Raw genomic sequence first — 15,355 nt, forward strand, 5'->3', positions numbered from 1 at the left:
GCTTTCCGGTGAACAGAACGTAGTTTTCGCCAAACCGCACCGTCAAGAGGTCTGCCGTAAATGGAATACCATTTTTGGCCCTGTTGACAGTCCCCGGCGCCGTCCCTACCGTGACGCCCCGTCATTACATCGATGTAAAGGCCCCGGGAAAGGACCCCCACGTGCTTCCCAGCCCCGCACACCGTCCCCGCGCCCGCCTCGGTCCGCTCCTCGCCGCCCTCCTGGGACTGGTCGTGGGCCTGCTGCCCGCGCTCACCGGACCCACCGCCGCGGCCTCTGCGGCAGCCGAACCCCGCGCCCACACCTTGGCGGCAGGCGCCTTCCGCAACCCGCTCAACAGCGGGCCCGACCCCTTCATGACGCACTGGAAGGGCGACTACTACCTCACCACCACCCAGGGCGGCAGCATCAGGATGTGGCGCTCCCCGTCCCTGGGGACCCTGGCGGCCGCGGACCCGGTCACCGTGTGGACCGACACCGACCCGTCCCGCAACCGCAATATCTGGGCCCCGGAGTTCTACCGTTTCGGCGACCGCTGGTACCTCTACTACACGGCCGACGACGGCGTCGACGACCACCACCGGCTGTACGTCCTGGAATCGGAGCGCGACGACCCCACCGGCCCGTACCACTTCAAGGCCAAGCTCGCCCCGCCCAACCACGCCGACGACTTCGCCATCGACGCGGGCATCCTCCGGCTCGGGGGCCGGCTCTACCTCGCCTACAGCGGCATCAACCAGTACCAGCACAACGGGATCAACATCGCCCCGATGTCCAACCCGTACACCGTCTCCGGCGACGCGGTCGCGATCAATGCCGCGGGTGGCTGCCCCGAGGTGCGGGAGGGACCCGAGTTCCTCTACCGGAACGGCCGGGTCTGGATGACGTACTCCACCTGCGACACCGGCAAACCGGACTACCAGGTCTGGATGATGTCGATGCCGCTCGACGCCGACCCGCTGGTGCCGGGCAACTGGCGTCAGCACCAGGGCGCCGTCTTCTCCCGGGCCGACGACCGGGGCGTCTTCGGACCGGGGCACCACGCCTTCTTCACGCCCCCGGACGGGACCGAGGACTGGATCGTCTACCACGCCAAGACCACGTCGGTGAACACCTACACCAACCGCACCACCCGGGCGCAGAAGTTCACCTGGCGGGCCGACGGCAGCCCCGACTTCGGCCGCCCGCTCGCGATGGGCGCCACCCAGGACCTGCCCTCCGGGGATCCCGGCTCGGGCAACTACTGGATCAACGACGACGGCCGTTCCAGCGGCCCCGGCCGCGTCGCCTACACCGGCGCCTGGAACTCGGGCACCGGCTGTGCCGCGCAGTGCTTCTGGAGCGACGACCACTGGAGCGACCGGGCCGGTGCCACGGCCACCTTCTCCTTCACGGGCACCCGGATCGTGCTGCTCTCCGTCAAGGACACCGGCAACGGCTACGCGGGGATCAGCATCGACGGCGGCCCCGAGCAGCGGGTGGACTTCCACCACTCGATCCGCGTCGGTGAGGCGGTGCAGTACGTGAGCCCGCGGCTGGCGAACGGCAGCCACACCCTGCGGATCCGGGTCACGGGCGAGCACAACTCCCAGTCCGGGGCGTCCTTCGTGAGCGTCGACCGGGCCGAGGTCTACACGAACTGACCCGGAGCGCTCAGCCGGCCGACCGGAACATCAGCGCCGCGCGTGGCCCTCCGTGCTCTCCCGCAGGACGAGCCGGTGGGCCACCATGCGGTCCTGGGGCGCCTGCACACTCGACACGGCACCCTCCGGCGCCGTCGCCTCCTCGATGCGGTGCTGGAGCAGCTGCACGGCGACCTTGGCCACCGCCGCCTTGTCCGGCGCCACCGTGCTCAGCGTCGGGACGCTGAACCTGCCGCCCTCCACGTCGTCGAAGCCGATCACGGCGACGTCCGCGGGCACCGAGACCCCGCGCTCGTGCAGGGCGCGCAACGCACCCAGCGCCAGCTGGTCGTTGAGGCAGAGCAGCGCGTCGGGCCGCGCACCCTCCTCCAACGCCCGCGCCACGGCCCGCGCGCCGTCGGGCATCCGGAAGGAGCCGACCGGCAGCAGCGCGGCCGGATCGTAGGCGATGCCCGCCTCCGCCAGAGCGGCACGGTAGCCCCGGGTGCGGGCCTCGGCCGTGCCCAGACCCGAGTCGTCGCGCCCGCCGACGGCGAGGATCGTGCGGCGCCCGAGCCCGATCAGATGACGGGTCGCCTCGCGTGCGGCACCCTCGTTGTCGATGGCCACGTGGTCGGCGCCCTCCTCCAGCAGCTCCCCGAGCAGCACGGTGGGCGGGAAGCCCGTGCGGTCCCGCAGGTCGTCGGCGGTCAGCGCGAGCGGACTGAGGATGATCCCGTCCACGAACGTCGAGCCGAACCCGGCCAGCGCCGCCAGCTCGTGGGCGCGGTCCGCCCCGGACTGGTGGATGAGGACCGTCAGGGACCGCTCCTCGGCCTCGCGGATGACATGCCGGGCCAGCTCCGCGAAGTACGGTATGTCCAGCTCCGGGACGACGAGCGCGATGATGCCGGTCCGGCCCTTGCGCAGGTGACGCCCGGCCAGATTCACCCGGTAGCCGAGGTGTTCGATGGCCTCGCGGACCACCTGCCTGGTCCGGTCGGAGACATGGGCGTAGTCGTTGATGACATTGGACACCGTCTTCTCCGAAACGCCCGCATGACGTGCGACGTCCTTGATCCTGGGCCGTGCCACCGAGACCTCCCTGCCTCTTTCGCGCTGCCCGAGTCTATGTCCCCGGGCCGATCAACGGCCTCAGCTCTTTACAGCCAATGTACATCGATGTAAAAACTAGCCACCGCATGAGCTCCGGCCGTCGAAAGGTCCGCGATGAGTTCCCGTCTGCCTGCCCAGGGGGCGCCGGCCGTGTCCGCCCCGGTCCGCCGCCCCAGCCGCCGCCGGCTGCTGCGCAACGCCGTGGCCGGGGCCGGAGCCCTGCTCGCCGGGGGCCCGCTGCTGTCCGGCTGCGCCTCACCGGCCTCGGCCTCCGGGGCGTCCGACCTGAGTGTCTGGGACCTCTTCCAGGGCGGCGACGGCATGCTGATGGACGAGATGATCGAGGCCGTGTCCAACGGGGCCGGCGGAGCCGAGGGCTTCGACGTCGACCGGACGATCCTGGACTGGGGCCCCTCGTACTACACCAAGCTCGCCATGTCCGCGGCCGGCGGCCGGGCCTCCGACGTGGCCGCCATGCACCTGTCCCGGCTGGCCGGCTACGCCCCCGGCGGCCTTGTGGACGCCTTCGACCTGGACCTGCTCGCCGAGTACGGCGTGACGGACAAGGACTTCACCCCGGCCGTGTGGTCGCGCACGCAGCACGAGGGGACCGTCTACGCCATCCCGCTGGACGTCCACCCCTTCATCGTGTTCTACGACAAGAAGGCCGCCGATCGGGCCGGGCTCCTGGACACCTCCGGCGAACTGGCCCCCATGGGCTCGCCCGAGGCGCTCCTGGAGGCGGGCAGGGCACTCGCCGAGGCGACCGGGGAAGCTGGCATCCTGTTCGGCCACGTCACCGACACGGCACAGAACTGGCGTCTGTTCGCCGGTCTCTACGCGCAGACCGGCGCCTCGTTCGACCTGCCGGACGGCGGTCCCCCGAAGATCGACGTCGACGCCGCCGTACGCGTCGTGACCCTCATGACCCGGCTCTTCGACGGGAAGACCAACCCCAACAACCTGGACTACAACGGTGCGCTGGCCGCCTTCAGCAGCGGACGCGGCGGCATGGCCATGCTCGGCGAGTGGGAGCTGCCGACGCTGAAGAAGTCCGGCATGGAGCTGGGCGCCGCGCCCTTCCCGCAGGTCTTCGAGAAGCCGGCCGTCTACACCGACAGCCACAGCTTCGTCCTCCCGCACCAGGACAGCCCCGACCCGGCCCGGCGCCGCGAGGCCCACCGCTACGTCGCGCAGATACTCAAGCAGAGCCTCACCTGGGCGGGCGCCGGACACATCCCCGCCTACCAGCCCGTCCTCGCGGAGCCCGAGTACGCGGCACTCGACCCCCAGTCCTCCTACGCCGACGCCGCGAAGGTGGCGGTGCTCGACCCGCCCAACTGGTTCGCGGGCGCCGGTTCCAACTTCCAGAACCGGATGTGCCAGCCGCTCCAGTCGGCGCTGCTGGGCAACACCACCCCCGAGAAGGCGGTGCGGCAGATGGTCCGCGAGGCGGACACCCTGCTGCGGCAGCCCAACCCGGTGGCCTGACCAGCGAAAGGAGTGACCGACATGACCACCACCGCACCCCTCGGCGCCGAGGAGCAGACCGGTTCGCCCGCGGCTGAGGCGGACGTCCGCCGCCGCACCGCGCTCGGCCGCATACGCACCGGCAACGGACTCGTGTTCGTCCTGCCGTTCCTGCTCGTGTTCGGCCTCTTCATGGTCTGGCCGATCGTGCAGGGGCTCTGGATGAGCTTCACCGACAGCTCCCTCGCCCTGCGCGACACGAGCTTCGTCGGCTTCGACAACTACACCGAGGCGTTCGGCGACCCGGACGTGTGGAGCAGCCTCGGCAACACCGTCTTCTTCACCGTCGTCTCCAGCGTCCCGCTGGTGCTGGTCGCGCTCGCGATGGCCCTGCTGGTGCACAGCGGGCTCGCCGGGCAGTGGGCGTGGCGCCTGTCGTTCTTCGCGCCCTACCTGCTGCCCGTGACCGTCGTGACCATGATCTGGACCTGGCTCTACCAGCCCGAACTGGGCATGGCCAACCAGCTCCTGGACGCCCTCGGCATGGCACCGGTCGGCTGGCTGTCCGACGAGGCCGTCGCCATGTGGTCGGTGGCCGCCCTCACCGTCTGGTGGACGGTCGGCTTCAACTTCCTGCTCTACCTCGCGGCGCTCCAGTCCCTGCCCACCACCTTCGACGAGGCGGCGGCACTCGACGGGGCCGGCGCCTGGCGCCGCCTGTGGTCCATCACCCTGCCGCAACTGCGCCGGACCACCGGGCTGGTCGCCATGCTCCAGATCCTGGCCTCCCTCAAGGTCTTCGACCAGATCTACATCCTCACCAAGGGCGGACCCAACGGGTCCACCCGCCCGGTCCTGGAGTACGTCTACGACGTGGGCTTCACGGGCTACCGCCTCGGCTACGCCTCCGCCGTCTCGTACCTCTTCTTCGCCCTGATCGTCCTCGTCTCGCTCGTGCAGCTCCGCCTCTTCCGCCGGGAGGACTGACCGTGTCCGCAACCGCCACCACCCTCCGTGCCCGGCGCCGTCCACCCCGCGAAGCAGCCGGCTCACCCCTGCTCCTCGGCCATGGAAGGCTGCCCCGCGTCCTGGCCGGGACCGCGCTCGTCGTCCTCGCCGTCGTCTGGCTGGTGCCGTTCGTATGGGCGGTCGTCACCTCGCTGCAGAGCGAGGAGGACATCAACACCACCGGTCTCTCCCCCTTCAAGGGCGCCTTCACCCTGGACGCCTACCAGCAGATCCTGGAACGCGGGAACGTCACCGTCTGGGCCTTCAACAGCTTCCTGATCTCCGCCCTGGTCACGCTGATCACCGTCGCGGTCTCCACCCTCGCCGCGTACGGCTTCTCGCGCGGCACCTTCCGCGGCCGCAAGGCACTGCTCGGCGTCACCGTCGCCGCCATCATGGTCCCGCCGCAGCTGCTCGTCGTGCCGCTGTTCGACCAGATGACCCTGTTCAACCTGGTCGACACCTACGCGGCGGTCATCCTGCCCCAGGTCGTCGCGCCGATGATGGTCTTCATCCTCAAGCGGTTCTTCGACGCCATCCCCAGGGAGCTGGAGGAGGCGGCCCGGATCGACGGCGCCTCCGAGTTCCGGGTCTTCCGGTCGATCGTGCTGCCGCTCTCACGGCCGATCGTGGCCGCGGTGGCGATCTTCGTCTTCATCGGCGCCTGGAACAACTTCATGTGGCCGTTCATCGTGACCAACGACCCGGACCTGATGACCCTCCCGGTGGGCCTGGCCACCGTGAAGGACGCCTACGGCATCCAGTACGCGCAGTCCATGGCCTCCGCGCTGCTCGCGGCGCTGCCACTGATCGTGGTCTTCCTGCTCTTCCAGCGCCGCATCGTCAACTCCGTGGCCACCACCGGCCTCGGCGGCTCCTGAACCCAACCCGGCTGTACCCACGGGCCCGGCGTTCGCGCGTCCGGCCCACCGATCGACTGGAGCATGTGTGCCCACTCACTCCGTACCGCGCCCGGAGTACCCGCGACCGCAGTTCGTGCGCCGCGACTGGCTCAACCTGAACGGCGCCTGGCAGTTCGAGACCGACCGGGGGGACAGCGGCCTCGAACGCGGTCTGCTCGACCGCGAGCTGCGCGACGAGATCCTCGTCCCCTTCCCGCCCGAGTCCGAGCTGTCCGGCATCGGCGACACCGACTTCCTGGAGGCCGTCTGGTACCGGCGGGCCCTCACCCTGCCCGCCGCCTGGGCCGGACGCCGCGTACTGCTGCACTTCGGCGCCGTCGACCACGACACCACCGTGTGGGCCGACGGCAAGGAGGTCGCCCGGCACCGCGGCGGCTTCACGCCCTTCACCGCCGACCTCGGCGACATCGCCGGCGCGGGGGAGGAGGTCGTCATCACCGTCCGGGCCCGCGACCCCAAGTCCGGCCCGCAGGCCCGCGGCAAGCAGGCGATCAAGTACGCCAACCACGACTGCAACTACACCCGCGTAACTGGCATCTGGCAGACCGTCTGGCTGGAGCCCGTACCCGTCGCGCACCTGCGGCGCCCGCGGATCACCCCCGACCTGGCCGGCTCCGCCTTCCACCTCGAACTGCCCCTGTCCGGCAACCGCCCGGGCCACCGGGTGCGCGCCGTCCTCAGCGACGCCGACGGCGAGGTGAGCCGCGCCGAGGCCCGCGCCGACCTGGACCTCGCCCCGCGCCTGCACCTGCCGGTCCCGGACGAGCGGCGGCGCGAGTGGGGCCCGGACGACCCCCACCTGTACGACCTGCGTCTCGAACTGCTCGACGCAGCGGGCCAGGTGGTCGACAGCGCGGAGAGTTACGCGGGACTGCGCGCGGTGGGACTGCGCGGCAAGGCCGTCCTGCTCAACGGCCGCCCCGTCTTCCAGCGCCTCGTCCTCGACCAGGGCTGGTACCCGGACGGGCTGATGACCGCACCCACCGACGAGGCCCTGGTACGGGACATCGAGCTGGCCATGGCGGCCGGGTTCAACGGGGCCCGGCTGCACCAGAAGGTCTTCGAGGAGCGCTTCCTCCACCACGCCGACCGCCTCGGCTACCTGGTCTGGGGCGAGTTCGGCGACTGGGGCTGCGAGACGGGCGGCTCCTCCGGCGACAACCAGAAGCCCGACGCCTCCTACGTCGCCCAGTGGCTGGAGGCGCTGGAACGCGACTACTCGCACCCCTCGATCATCGGCTGGTGCCCGCTGAACGAGACCTACCAGAAGCTGCACGACCGGGTCACCCAACTCGACGACGTGACCCGGGCGATGTTCCTGGCCACCAAGGCCATGGACACCACCCGCCCCGTCGTCGACGCCTCCGGCTACGCCCACCGGGTCGCCGAGACCGACATCTACGACTCCCACAACTACGAACAGGACCCCGCCGCCTTCCGGCAGTTGATGTCCGGCCTCGCCAAGGACGCGCCCTACGTCAACGCCCATGAGAGCGGGGCCGCCTACTCCCAGCCCTACCGCGGCCAGCCGTACTTCGTCAGCGAGTTCGGCGGCATCTGGTGGGACCCTCAGGCGGCCGCCGACCGTTCCGGCGAGGACCGCACCGTCTCCTGGGGCTACGGGGAACGCGTCCGGGGCGAGGACGAGTTCCACGAACGGTTCAGCGGCCTCACCGAGGTCCTGCTCGGCGACCGCGACATGTTCGGCTACTGCTACACCCAGTTGACCGACGTCTTCCAGGAGCAGAACGGCATCTACCGCTTCGACCGGAGCGAGAAGCTCGACGTCGCCCGCGTCCGCGACGCCCAGCTGCGCCCCGCGGCCATCGAGGAGCCGGACGCCCGGTAACGAGGCCGGGGCCGGAGGCGCATCCCCGCCTCCGGCCCCGTACCCGGGGGATCAGAACGGCCGGTCGCCCTCGACGGCGACGCGCTCGGCGACCCGGCGCTCGGACCCGTAGTCACCCACCGCGTAGTGCTGTGTGGCCCGGTTGTCCCAGAAGGCGATGTCACCGGGCTGCCAGCGCCAGCGCACCTGGTACTCCGGCACGTGCGCCTGCTGGAACAGGAAGCGCAGCAGCCGGTCGCTCTCGTCGCGGTCCAGGCCGGTGATGTGCGTGGTGAAGGACGTGTTGACGAACAGCATGCGCCGCCCCGTCTCCGGATGCGTGCGCACGACCGGGTGCTCCACGGGCGGGAACAGGTCCTGGTGCGGCAGCAGCCGCTCGGTCCCGTAGAACCGCGCGAAGCCCGGGATGAAGTCGTGCACCGCCCGGGCGCCGTCGATGCGGTCCTTCACCTCCGGGGGCAGGTTGTCGTAGGCCGCCGCCATGTCCGCCCACATCGTGTCCCCGCCGAACGGCGGCACCTCGCGCAGCTGGAGCACCGCGCCGAGGGCGGGGCGCTCGCGGAAGGTGACATCGGTGTGCCACACGTTCTCGTACGTCGGTGCGGCCCCGGCGCCCTTGTCGAACCGGACGACGTCGTCGCTGGAACCGGCGGCGAGCAGCGGGTTGGTCTCCAACTCGCCCCAGTTGCGGGCGAAGTCGCGCTGCTCGGCGGACGTGAGGTGCTGGGCGCGGAAGAACAGCACCTTCCACTCCAGCAGGGCGCGGTTCAACTCCTCGCGCAGCACGGGGGTGAGCGGGCGCGAGAGGTCGACGCCCCGCAGCTCGGCGCCGATGGTGCGCGCCTGCGGGACGACCTCGAAGTGTTCGTAGGGCCGGTCCTGCCATCCCTCCGGCAGGCGGCGCAGGATGCGCCGGCCCTCGTAGATCCCGTCCCCCGGGATGCGTGCTGGGCGCAGGACGGTGCTCGGACCGACGGACGTGACGGACATGGGAGTCCTCCCCTTGTATGACGTACGCGTGAGATCCGGCCGGGGACGGCGCGGGACCACCGCCGAGCGGCCGGGGAAACGAGGTGCTGCGGGTGCTCCGGGCCGTGGACCGGAGAGAAGGCCGACGGACTACGACGCGACGGGCGTCGGACGGTCGGTACGAGGAAGGCCGTTAGAGGCCGGAACGCTCACAGCCGGTCCGCTCGGGCACGCGGGGACACTCCGCGATGGTGCCGAACCGGTGTGTGGTCATGACACCGATTGTGTGATCTTCGCCCGTCCGTGTCAACAGGGTCACGGTTGACGCGGAACGAAGGGGAGCAGGTCGTCCCCCTCCGGCTGGACGACGCCGTAGCTGTTCTCGGGCACCTTGTTCCACACGCCGGGCAGGTCGCCCAGGGGCTCCGAAACGATCAGGCGGGTGCTGTCGGACGCTTCCCTGAGGAACGGCAACGAGGGATGCAGCGCGCGCAGGCTCTCCACCCGGCTGCTGTAGTAGAGCGAGCGCGACTGGGCCTGGCTGGAGTAGCGGAAGGCCCACAGGCGGTGTCCGTCGGTCACGGCGACCGTCATCTGCAGCGGGAACTCCACGCCGTGCTCGTGGCCGATCTCCTCCACCAGCCCCGCCATCCGGGCCACGGCACCGGGAGGGTCCTCCTCCAGGCCGAGCGTGAGCGCCAGATAGAACATCATCTCCGAGTCGGTCGATCCCTCGATGTCGAGGTACAGCCGCGGATCGACGGCCAGGGCGAGGTCCCGGCGCAGCCGGTGGAACTCGGCGATCGCGCCGTTGTGCATCCACATCCACCGGCCGTGGCGGAACGGGTGGCAGTTGGTCTGCTGCACGGGGCTGCCCGTGGAGGCCCGGATGTGCGCGAAGAACAGGGGCGAGCGGACATGGCTCGCGATCTCCCGCAGGTTGCGGTTGCTCCAGGCCGGCCCGATCTCCCGGACGATCGCGGGGGTCGTCATCTCAGGCCCGAACCAGCCGACGCCGAACCCGTCCCCGTTCGTCGTCTCGACGCCCATGCGGGCGTGCAGACTCTGGTCGATGAGCGAGTGCTCGGGCTGGTAGAGCAGGGTCTCCAGGAGCACGGGTGTCCCGGAGTAGGCGAGCCATCGGCACATCGCTCCGTCGCCTCCCTAGCGGCCTCGGGCGCCCCGGACGTCAGTCGACCGGCCAGGTGTGCACCGGGGCGTTGAGGTGCATGTAGTCCATGTACTGCTGGGTCATCCTGCGCAGCGCCTCGTGGCGGCCGGGCCGGGCGCCGGCGTCGATGTGGTGGAACATCTCCTTCTGCCAGACCGCGCCGTTGCGGCCGGTGACGCACCGCTGCTCGATGATGCCGAGCAGCGGCTCCCGCCAGGCGGAGTCCATGCCCGACAGCTCCAGTCCCCGGTGCGCCAGCGGCAGCAGTCGGCGCAGGACCAGTTCGGGCACCGTCACCTCGCCCACTCCGGGCCAGTACAGGTGTGCCTCGATGCCGTGCCGGGCGGCGGTGTGCAGGTTGTCCTCGGCGACCGAGAAGGACATCCGCGACCAGACCGGCCGTTCCTCCTCCACCAGGGCCCGGGTGAGCCCGTAGTAGAAGGCGCCGTTGGCGAGGGTGTCGGCGACGGTCGGGCCCGCGGGCAGGACCCGGTTCTCCACGCGCACGTGCGGTTTGTCGTGGGCGACCGCGTAGACGGGCCGGTTCCAGCGGTAGATGGTGCCGTTGTGGAGGGTGAGTTCGCCCAGTTCCGGGATGTCGCCGCGGTCGAGGGTCGCGGCGGGGTCCTGTTCGTCGCACAGCGGCAGCAGCGCCGGGAAGTAGCGCAGGTTCTCCTCGAACAGGTCGAAGACGCTGTTGATCCAGCGCTCCCCGAACCACACCCGGGGCCTGACCCCCTGGGCCTTGATCTCCTGCGGCCGGGTGTCGGTGGCCTGTTCGAACAGGGGGATGCGGCTCTCGTGCCACAGTTCCTTGCCGAGCAGGAAGGGCGAGTTGGCCGCGAGGGCGACCTGGACACCGGCGATGGCCTGTGCGGCGTTCCAGTAGTCGGGAAACTCCTCCGGGGCGACCTGGAGGTGGAACTGGGTGCTGGTGCAGGCGGCCTCGGGTGTGATCGTGTCGGCGTAGGTCCGCAGGCGGTCGACGCCGTCCACCTCGATGTGCAGGTCCTCGCCCCGGGCGGCGAACACCTGGTCGTTGAGCAGTCGGTAGCGCGGGTTCTCCGACAGGGCCGCCTCGCCCACGTCCGACTGGCGCAGTGTGGGCAGGGTGCCGACCATGATCAGGTGGGCGCCGACCGACGCGGCGCGGTCCTCGGCATGGTTCAGGGCAGCACGGATCTCGGTCTCCCAGGCGTCGGGGCCGCCCGCCGTCAGCTGCCGGGGCGGGATGTTGATCTCCAGGTTGAACCGGCCCAGCTCGGTGGACCAGGCGGGGTCCGCGATCGCTTCGAGGGCGTCGCTGTTGCGCATCGCCGGTTCGCCCCGGTCGTCGACCAGGTTCAGCTCGATCTCCAGGCCGACCTGGGGCCGCTCGGTCTCGAACCGGGACTCGCGCAGCATCTGCGCGAAGGCCTCCAGGCACTCCTGCATCTTGATCCGGTACCGGCGGCGGTCCTCGCGGGTGAAGACCAGCGCCGGGACGTCCCGTCCCATCGGTCCTCCCGGGGTTGCCTTCCTCGGACGCTCCTCCGTCCCAGCGTCGCACCACCCGGCGCACCCCACCAGACGGGACGGAACGGGGGTCCACCGCACCGAATGCGGTGGACCCCCGTCGCTTCAGGTCCTGGCGGGGCCGATCAGGCCCTACAGCTTGCCGGACGCGCGCACCGTGATCTTCTTGGACGTCTTGCCCGAGGGCGAGGAACCGTAGCTCTCGATCTTGTCCACCACGTCCGTGCCCTCGACGACCTTGCCGAAGACGACGTGCTTGCCGTCCAGCCACGAGGTGACGACGGTGGTGATGAAGAACTGCGAGCCGTTGGTGTTCGGGCCCGCGTTCGCCATGGAGAGCAGGTACGGCTCGGTGTGCTTCAGCTGGAAGTTCTCGTCCTCGAACTTCGCGCCGTAGATGCTCTTGCCCCCGGTGCCGTTGCCCGCGGTGAAGTCACCGCCCTGGAGCATGAACTGCGGGATCACACGGTGGAACGAGGAACCCGCGTAGCCGAAGCCGTGCTCGCCGGTGGCCAGCTCCAGGAAGTTCCTGGCGGTCTTGGGGGTGACGTCGTCGAAGAGTTCGAAGACGATGCGGCCCGCGTTCTCGCCGGCGATGTCGATGTCGAAGTAAACCTTGGAATTGCTCATCGCACCATTGTTACGTGTGACCCCCGGTGATGCCGAATCGGCTGCCCGTTCAGCTGGTGGCGAGCAGTCCGAGGGTGTCGATCACGCGGTTGGAGAAGCCCCACTCGTTGTCGTACCAGGCGACCACCTTGACGTGTCGGCCGTCCACGCGGGTCAGGGCCGAGTCGAAGATCGACGAGGCCGGGTTGCCCGTGATGTCGGAGGAGACCAGCGGGTCCTCGGAGTACTCCAGCACTCCGGCGAGCGGCCCGTCGGCGGCCGTGCGGTAGGCGGCCAGCACGTCCTCGCGCGTCACGTCGCGGGCGACGGTCGTGTTCAGCTCGACGATCGAGCCCACCGGGACCGGCACGCGGATCGAGTCGCCCGACAGCTTGCCGTCCAGGCCCGGCAGCACGAGGCCGATCGCCTTGGCGGCGCCCGTCGTGGTCGGCACGATGTTCACCCCGGCGGCGCGGGCTCGGCGCGGGTCGCGGTGCGGGCCGTCCTGGAGGTTCTGCTCCTGGGTGTAGGCGTGCACGGTCGTCATGAAGCCGTGCTCGATGCCGGCGAGCTCGTCCAGGACGGCGGCGAGCGGCGCGAGGGCGTTGGTGGTGCAGGACGCGTTGGAGACGATCGTGTGCGCGGCCGGGTCGTAGGCGTCGGTGTTCACGCCGTAGGCGAGTGTCACGTCGGCGCCGCTCGACGGGGCGCTGACCAGGACCTTCCGCGCACCCGCGGTCAGGTGGGCACGGGCGGCGTCGGCCGAGGTGAAGCGGCCGGTCGCCTCCAGCACGATGTCGACGCCGAGCTCCGCCCAGGGCAGCCGGGCCGGCTCGCGCTCGGCGAGCACCTTGATGCGGTGCCCGTCGACGACCAGGGTGTCCCCGTCGACGGTCACCGGGCGGCCGAGCCGGCCGGCCGTCGAGTCGAAGGCGAGCAGGCGGGCCAGGGTGGCGGGCTCCGTGAGGTCGTTGACGGCGACGACCTCGAGCTTCGTGTCGCGTTCGAGCAGTGCGCGCAGCACATTGCGCCCGATGCGGCCGAATCCGTTGATGCCGATGCGAGTCATGAGTGGTGTGTCCCTTCCGTTTCGCCACCAGGTCCTTCGCCACCAGGCTCGCGCACGCCGGAGGGGTGTGGCAGCGGCGTGAGTGCCACGGTTCGCAAGGATCACGCCACGTGCAAGGTGCCAGGCGCCGGGCCAGGTGCGGGGGCCGGGCGCGCGGCCCGGCTATTCGCCCCTGGCGAAGGTGCGCCGGTACTCGCTCGGGGTGGTGCCGAGGATGCGCTGGAAGTGGAGCCGCAGGTTCGCGCCGGTGCCGAGGCCCACCTCGGCCGCGATCTGCTCGACGCCGCGCTCGGAGCGTTCGAGCAGCTCACGGGCCAGGTCGACACGGGCCCGCATGACCCACTGCATCGGCGTGTACCCGGTGTCCTCGACGAACCGCCGGGAGAGGGTGCGCGCCGACACCGCCGCGTGTCGGGCCAGCGCCTCCAGAGTGAGCGGCTCGCCGAGCCGGCGCAGCGCCCACTCGCGGGTGGCGGCGAACCGCTCGCCGAGCGGCTCGGGCACGCTGCGGGGCACGTACTGGGCCTGCCCGCCGCTGCGGTAGGGGGCCGCCACGAGGCGGCGGGCCGCGTGGTTCGAGGCGGCCACTCCGAGGTCGCCGCGCAGGATGTGCAGGCACAGGTCGATGCCGGAGGCGGCGCCCGCCGACGTCAGGACACTGCCCTCGTCCACGAACAGCACGTTCTCGTCCACCCGCACGCGCGGATGTTTCGCCGCGAGGGCCCGCGTGTAGTGCCAGTGGGTGGTGGCGCGTCTGCCGTCGAGCAGGCCCGTGGCGGCGAGCGCGAACGCGCCGGTGGAGATGGCGGCCAGTCGCGCGCCCCGGCCGTGGGCCTCCGTCAGCGCGTCGATGACGGCCCGCGGCGGTTCGTCGACGTCGGGCGACCGGTAACCGGGGAGGAAGACCACGTCGGCCCACGCCAGGGCGTCGAGGCCGTGGGCGACGTGGTACGACAGGCCGTCGCCCCCGGTCACCAGGCCGGGAGCCGCGCCGCACACCCGCACCTCGTACGGCATGCTTGCCCGTGTCGTGAAGACCTGCGCCGGGATGCCGACGTCGAGCGGTTTCGCGCCTTCGAGCACGAGGACGGCGACGCGGCGCAGGCGGGAGGGCGGCACGGGAAGAGCCTACGCGGGGGAGGGGGTACCGGGGTCAGCCCAGGCCGAGGACGCTCATCGTGTGCTCGGCCATGCGCCGCTCGCCGAGGGCGTTGGGGTGCACGGGGACGAGGCTGTGCCCGAACAGCAGCGGCTCGATCCAGCGGGTGCCCGGGGCCTCGCAGGCGTCGTGGCCGTCGGAGACCGTGGAGAAGTCCACGTAGGTGGCTCCGGTCTCCTCGGCGGCGCGCCGCACCGCGTCGTTGAGGTGCGCCTGGATCGCCCGCAGGTAGGGCACGTCACCGGCGGCGACGGGCAGCTTCACGAAGCAGGACGGGTCGGCGGTGGCCGGGGTGATCCACGGGTAGCCGAGGGCTGCCACCCTGGCGTGCGGCGCCTCGGCGCGGACGTCGAGGAGCGCCTGCTTGAGCGCGGGATACGTGTTGGCCTCGATCTCGTCGTCGAAGGAGGAGCCGTGCTTGTCCTTGCAGGGGCTGCCCTTGCCGCCGCTGAGGACGCCCGCCGTGCCGCAGGCCGTGATGGCGTTGATGAAGGTGCTGTTGTCGTTGCCGCCGATGGTGAGCGTGACCAGGTCCGTGCCGGTGTCGAGCGCGTCCAACTGCGGGGCCGTGCCCGGGTACTGGGCCTGCCTGAAGTGGGCGGTCTGCGCCGCGCCGCAGGTGACGTCCTTGAGACGGGCGCCCGTGGTGGCCGCCATGACGTGGGGGTAGTTGGCCGTCGAGCGCAGACAGAGCAGGTTGGTGGGGTCGACGGGCAGGACGCCCGAGCCGGCGCTGTAACTGTCGCCGAGGGCGACGTAGTCCAGCGTGTCGGGGGTGGCGTGGGCGGCGGCGTCCGTGAGACCGAGGGCCAGTGTGGCGACGGCAGCTGCTGTCGCGGTCATGACACGGCGAAGGGCGTGCTTCGGCATGTGCT

General features: G+C 70.9%; 13 protein-coding genes. 5 read left to right on the forward strand and 8 right to left on the reverse strand.

Annotated features, from left to right (window positions below; genetic code table 11):
* The first annotated feature begins 161 nt into the window (after positions 1-161).
* A complete protein-coding gene (locus IE258_RS32695; protein WP_189749351.1) occupies positions 162-1,643 on the forward strand; it encodes a family 43 glycosylhydrolase in 1,482 nt (493 codons plus the stop codon).
* 30 nt (positions 1,644-1,673) lie between these two features.
* On the opposite strand, the gene IE258_RS32700 is transcribed toward IE258_RS32695, so the two are convergent.
* Positions 1,674-2,717, reverse strand: a complete 1,044-nt coding sequence (locus IE258_RS32700; RefSeq protein ID WP_189749353.1) for a LacI family DNA-binding transcriptional regulator — start codon at positions 2,715-2,717, stop codon at positions 1,674-1,676.
* Positions 2,718-2,852: 135 nt separating this feature from the next.
* Between IE258_RS32700 and IE258_RS32705 the strand changes: the two genes are divergently transcribed.
* The 4 genes from IE258_RS32705 to IE258_RS32720 all read left to right on the forward strand — a co-directional run bounded on the left by IE258_RS32705 (position 2,853) and on the right by IE258_RS32720 (position 7,988).
* Positions 2,853-4,229, forward strand: coding sequence for an extracellular solute-binding protein (locus tag IE258_RS32705; RefSeq protein WP_189749354.1), 1,377 nt, complete (start codon positions 2,853-2,855; stop codon positions 4,227-4,229).
* A gap of 21 nt (positions 4,230-4,250) precedes the next feature.
* The gene (locus IE258_RS32710) at positions 4,251-5,195 is read left to right on the forward strand and encodes a carbohydrate ABC transporter permease (RefSeq protein ID WP_189749356.1); all 945 of its coding nucleotides are present in this window, start codon (positions 4,251-4,253) and stop codon (positions 5,193-5,195) included.
* A gap of 2 nt (positions 5,196-5,197) precedes the next feature.
* Positions 5,198-6,097: a carbohydrate ABC transporter permease gene (locus tag IE258_RS32715; RefSeq protein ID WP_189749357.1), complete on the forward strand. Its 900-nt coding sequence runs from the start codon at positions 5,198-5,200 to the stop codon at positions 6,095-6,097.
* 67 nt (positions 6,098-6,164) lie between these two features.
* Positions 6,165-7,988 carry a glycoside hydrolase family 2 protein gene (locus tag IE258_RS32720; protein ID WP_189749358.1) on the forward strand — a complete coding sequence of 608 codons (1,824 nt, stop codon included), beginning with the start codon at positions 6,165-6,167 and terminating at the stop codon, positions 7,986-7,988.
* A gap of 51 nt (positions 7,989-8,039) precedes the next feature.
* On the opposite strand, the gene IE258_RS32725 is transcribed toward IE258_RS32720, so the two are convergent.
* The 7 genes from IE258_RS32725 to IE258_RS32755 form a co-directional block, all read right to left on the reverse strand.
* Positions 8,040-8,978: a TauD/TfdA dioxygenase family protein gene (locus tag IE258_RS32725; RefSeq protein WP_189749359.1), complete on the reverse strand. Its 939-nt coding sequence runs from the start codon at positions 8,976-8,978 to the stop codon at positions 8,040-8,042.
* Between the two features lie 294 nt (positions 8,979-9,272).
* Complete coding sequence (locus IE258_RS32730) at positions 9,273-10,106, reverse strand: class II glutamine amidotransferase (RefSeq protein WP_159328288.1); 834 nt, start codon at positions 10,104-10,106, stop codon at positions 9,273-9,275.
* A 40-nt stretch (positions 10,107-10,146) separates the two neighbouring features.
* Positions 10,147-11,625: a glutamate-cysteine ligase family protein gene (locus tag IE258_RS32735; protein WP_189749360.1), complete on the reverse strand. Its 1,479-nt coding sequence runs from the start codon at positions 11,623-11,625 to the stop codon at positions 10,147-10,149.
* Between the two features lie 150 nt (positions 11,626-11,775).
* Entirely contained in the window at positions 11,776-12,273 is a 498-nt protein-coding gene (locus IE258_RS32740; protein WP_189749362.1) for a peptidylprolyl isomerase, read from the reverse strand.
* Positions 12,274-12,322: 49 nt separating this feature from the next.
* Complete coding sequence (gene gap / locus IE258_RS32745) at positions 12,323-13,321, reverse strand: type I glyceraldehyde-3-phosphate dehydrogenase (RefSeq protein WP_189749363.1); 999 nt, start codon at positions 13,319-13,321, stop codon at positions 12,323-12,325.
* A gap of 162 nt (positions 13,322-13,483) precedes the next feature.
* Positions 13,484-14,440 carry a GlxA family transcriptional regulator gene (locus IE258_RS32750; RefSeq protein ID WP_189749364.1) on the reverse strand — a complete coding sequence of 319 codons (957 nt, stop codon included), beginning with the start codon at positions 14,438-14,440 and terminating at the stop codon, positions 13,484-13,486.
* A gap of 34 nt (positions 14,441-14,474) precedes the next feature.
* Positions 14,475-15,350 carry an SGNH/GDSL hydrolase family protein gene (locus IE258_RS32755; RefSeq protein WP_189749365.1) on the reverse strand — a complete coding sequence of 292 codons (876 nt, stop codon included), beginning with the start codon at positions 15,348-15,350 and terminating at the stop codon, positions 14,475-14,477.
* Positions 15,351-15,355 lie beyond the last annotated feature (5 nt).

Origin of the sequence: Streptomyces tendae (genome assembly GCF_014650435.1) — a bacterium.
In the GTDB taxonomy this organism is placed as follows: domain Bacteria; phylum Actinomycetota; class Actinomycetes; order Streptomycetales; family Streptomycetaceae; genus Streptomyces; species Streptomyces tendae.

Coding starts and splice junctions, on each gene's coding strand:
- IE258_RS32705 (WP_189749354.1), top strand. CDS start 2,853: ATGAGTTCCCGTCTGCCTGCCCAGGGGGCGCCGGCCGTGTCCGCCCCG.
- IE258_RS32710 (WP_189749356.1), top strand. CDS start 4,251: ATGACCACCACCGCACCCCTCGGCGCCGAGGAGCAGACCGGTTCGCCC.
- IE258_RS32725 (WP_189749359.1), bottom strand. CDS start 8,978: ATGTCCGTCACGTCCGTCGGTCCGAGCACCGTCCTGCGCCCAGCACGC.
- IE258_RS32730 (WP_159328288.1), bottom strand. CDS start 10,106: ATGTGCCGATGGCTCGCCTACTCCGGGACACCCGTGCTCCTGGAGACC.
- IE258_RS32735 (WP_189749360.1), bottom strand. CDS start 11,625: ATGGGACGGGACGTCCCGGCGCTGGTCTTCACCCGCGAGGACCGCCGC.
- IE258_RS32740 (WP_189749362.1), bottom strand. CDS start 12,273: ATGAGCAATTCCAAGGTTTACTTCGACATCGACATCGCCGGCGAGAAC.
- gap (WP_189749363.1), bottom strand. CDS start 13,321: ATGACTCGCATCGGCATCAACGGATTCGGCCGCATCGGGCGCAATGTG.
- IE258_RS32755 (WP_189749365.1), bottom strand. CDS start 15,350: ATGCCGAAGCACGCCCTTCGCCGTGTCATGACCGCGACAGCAGCTGCC.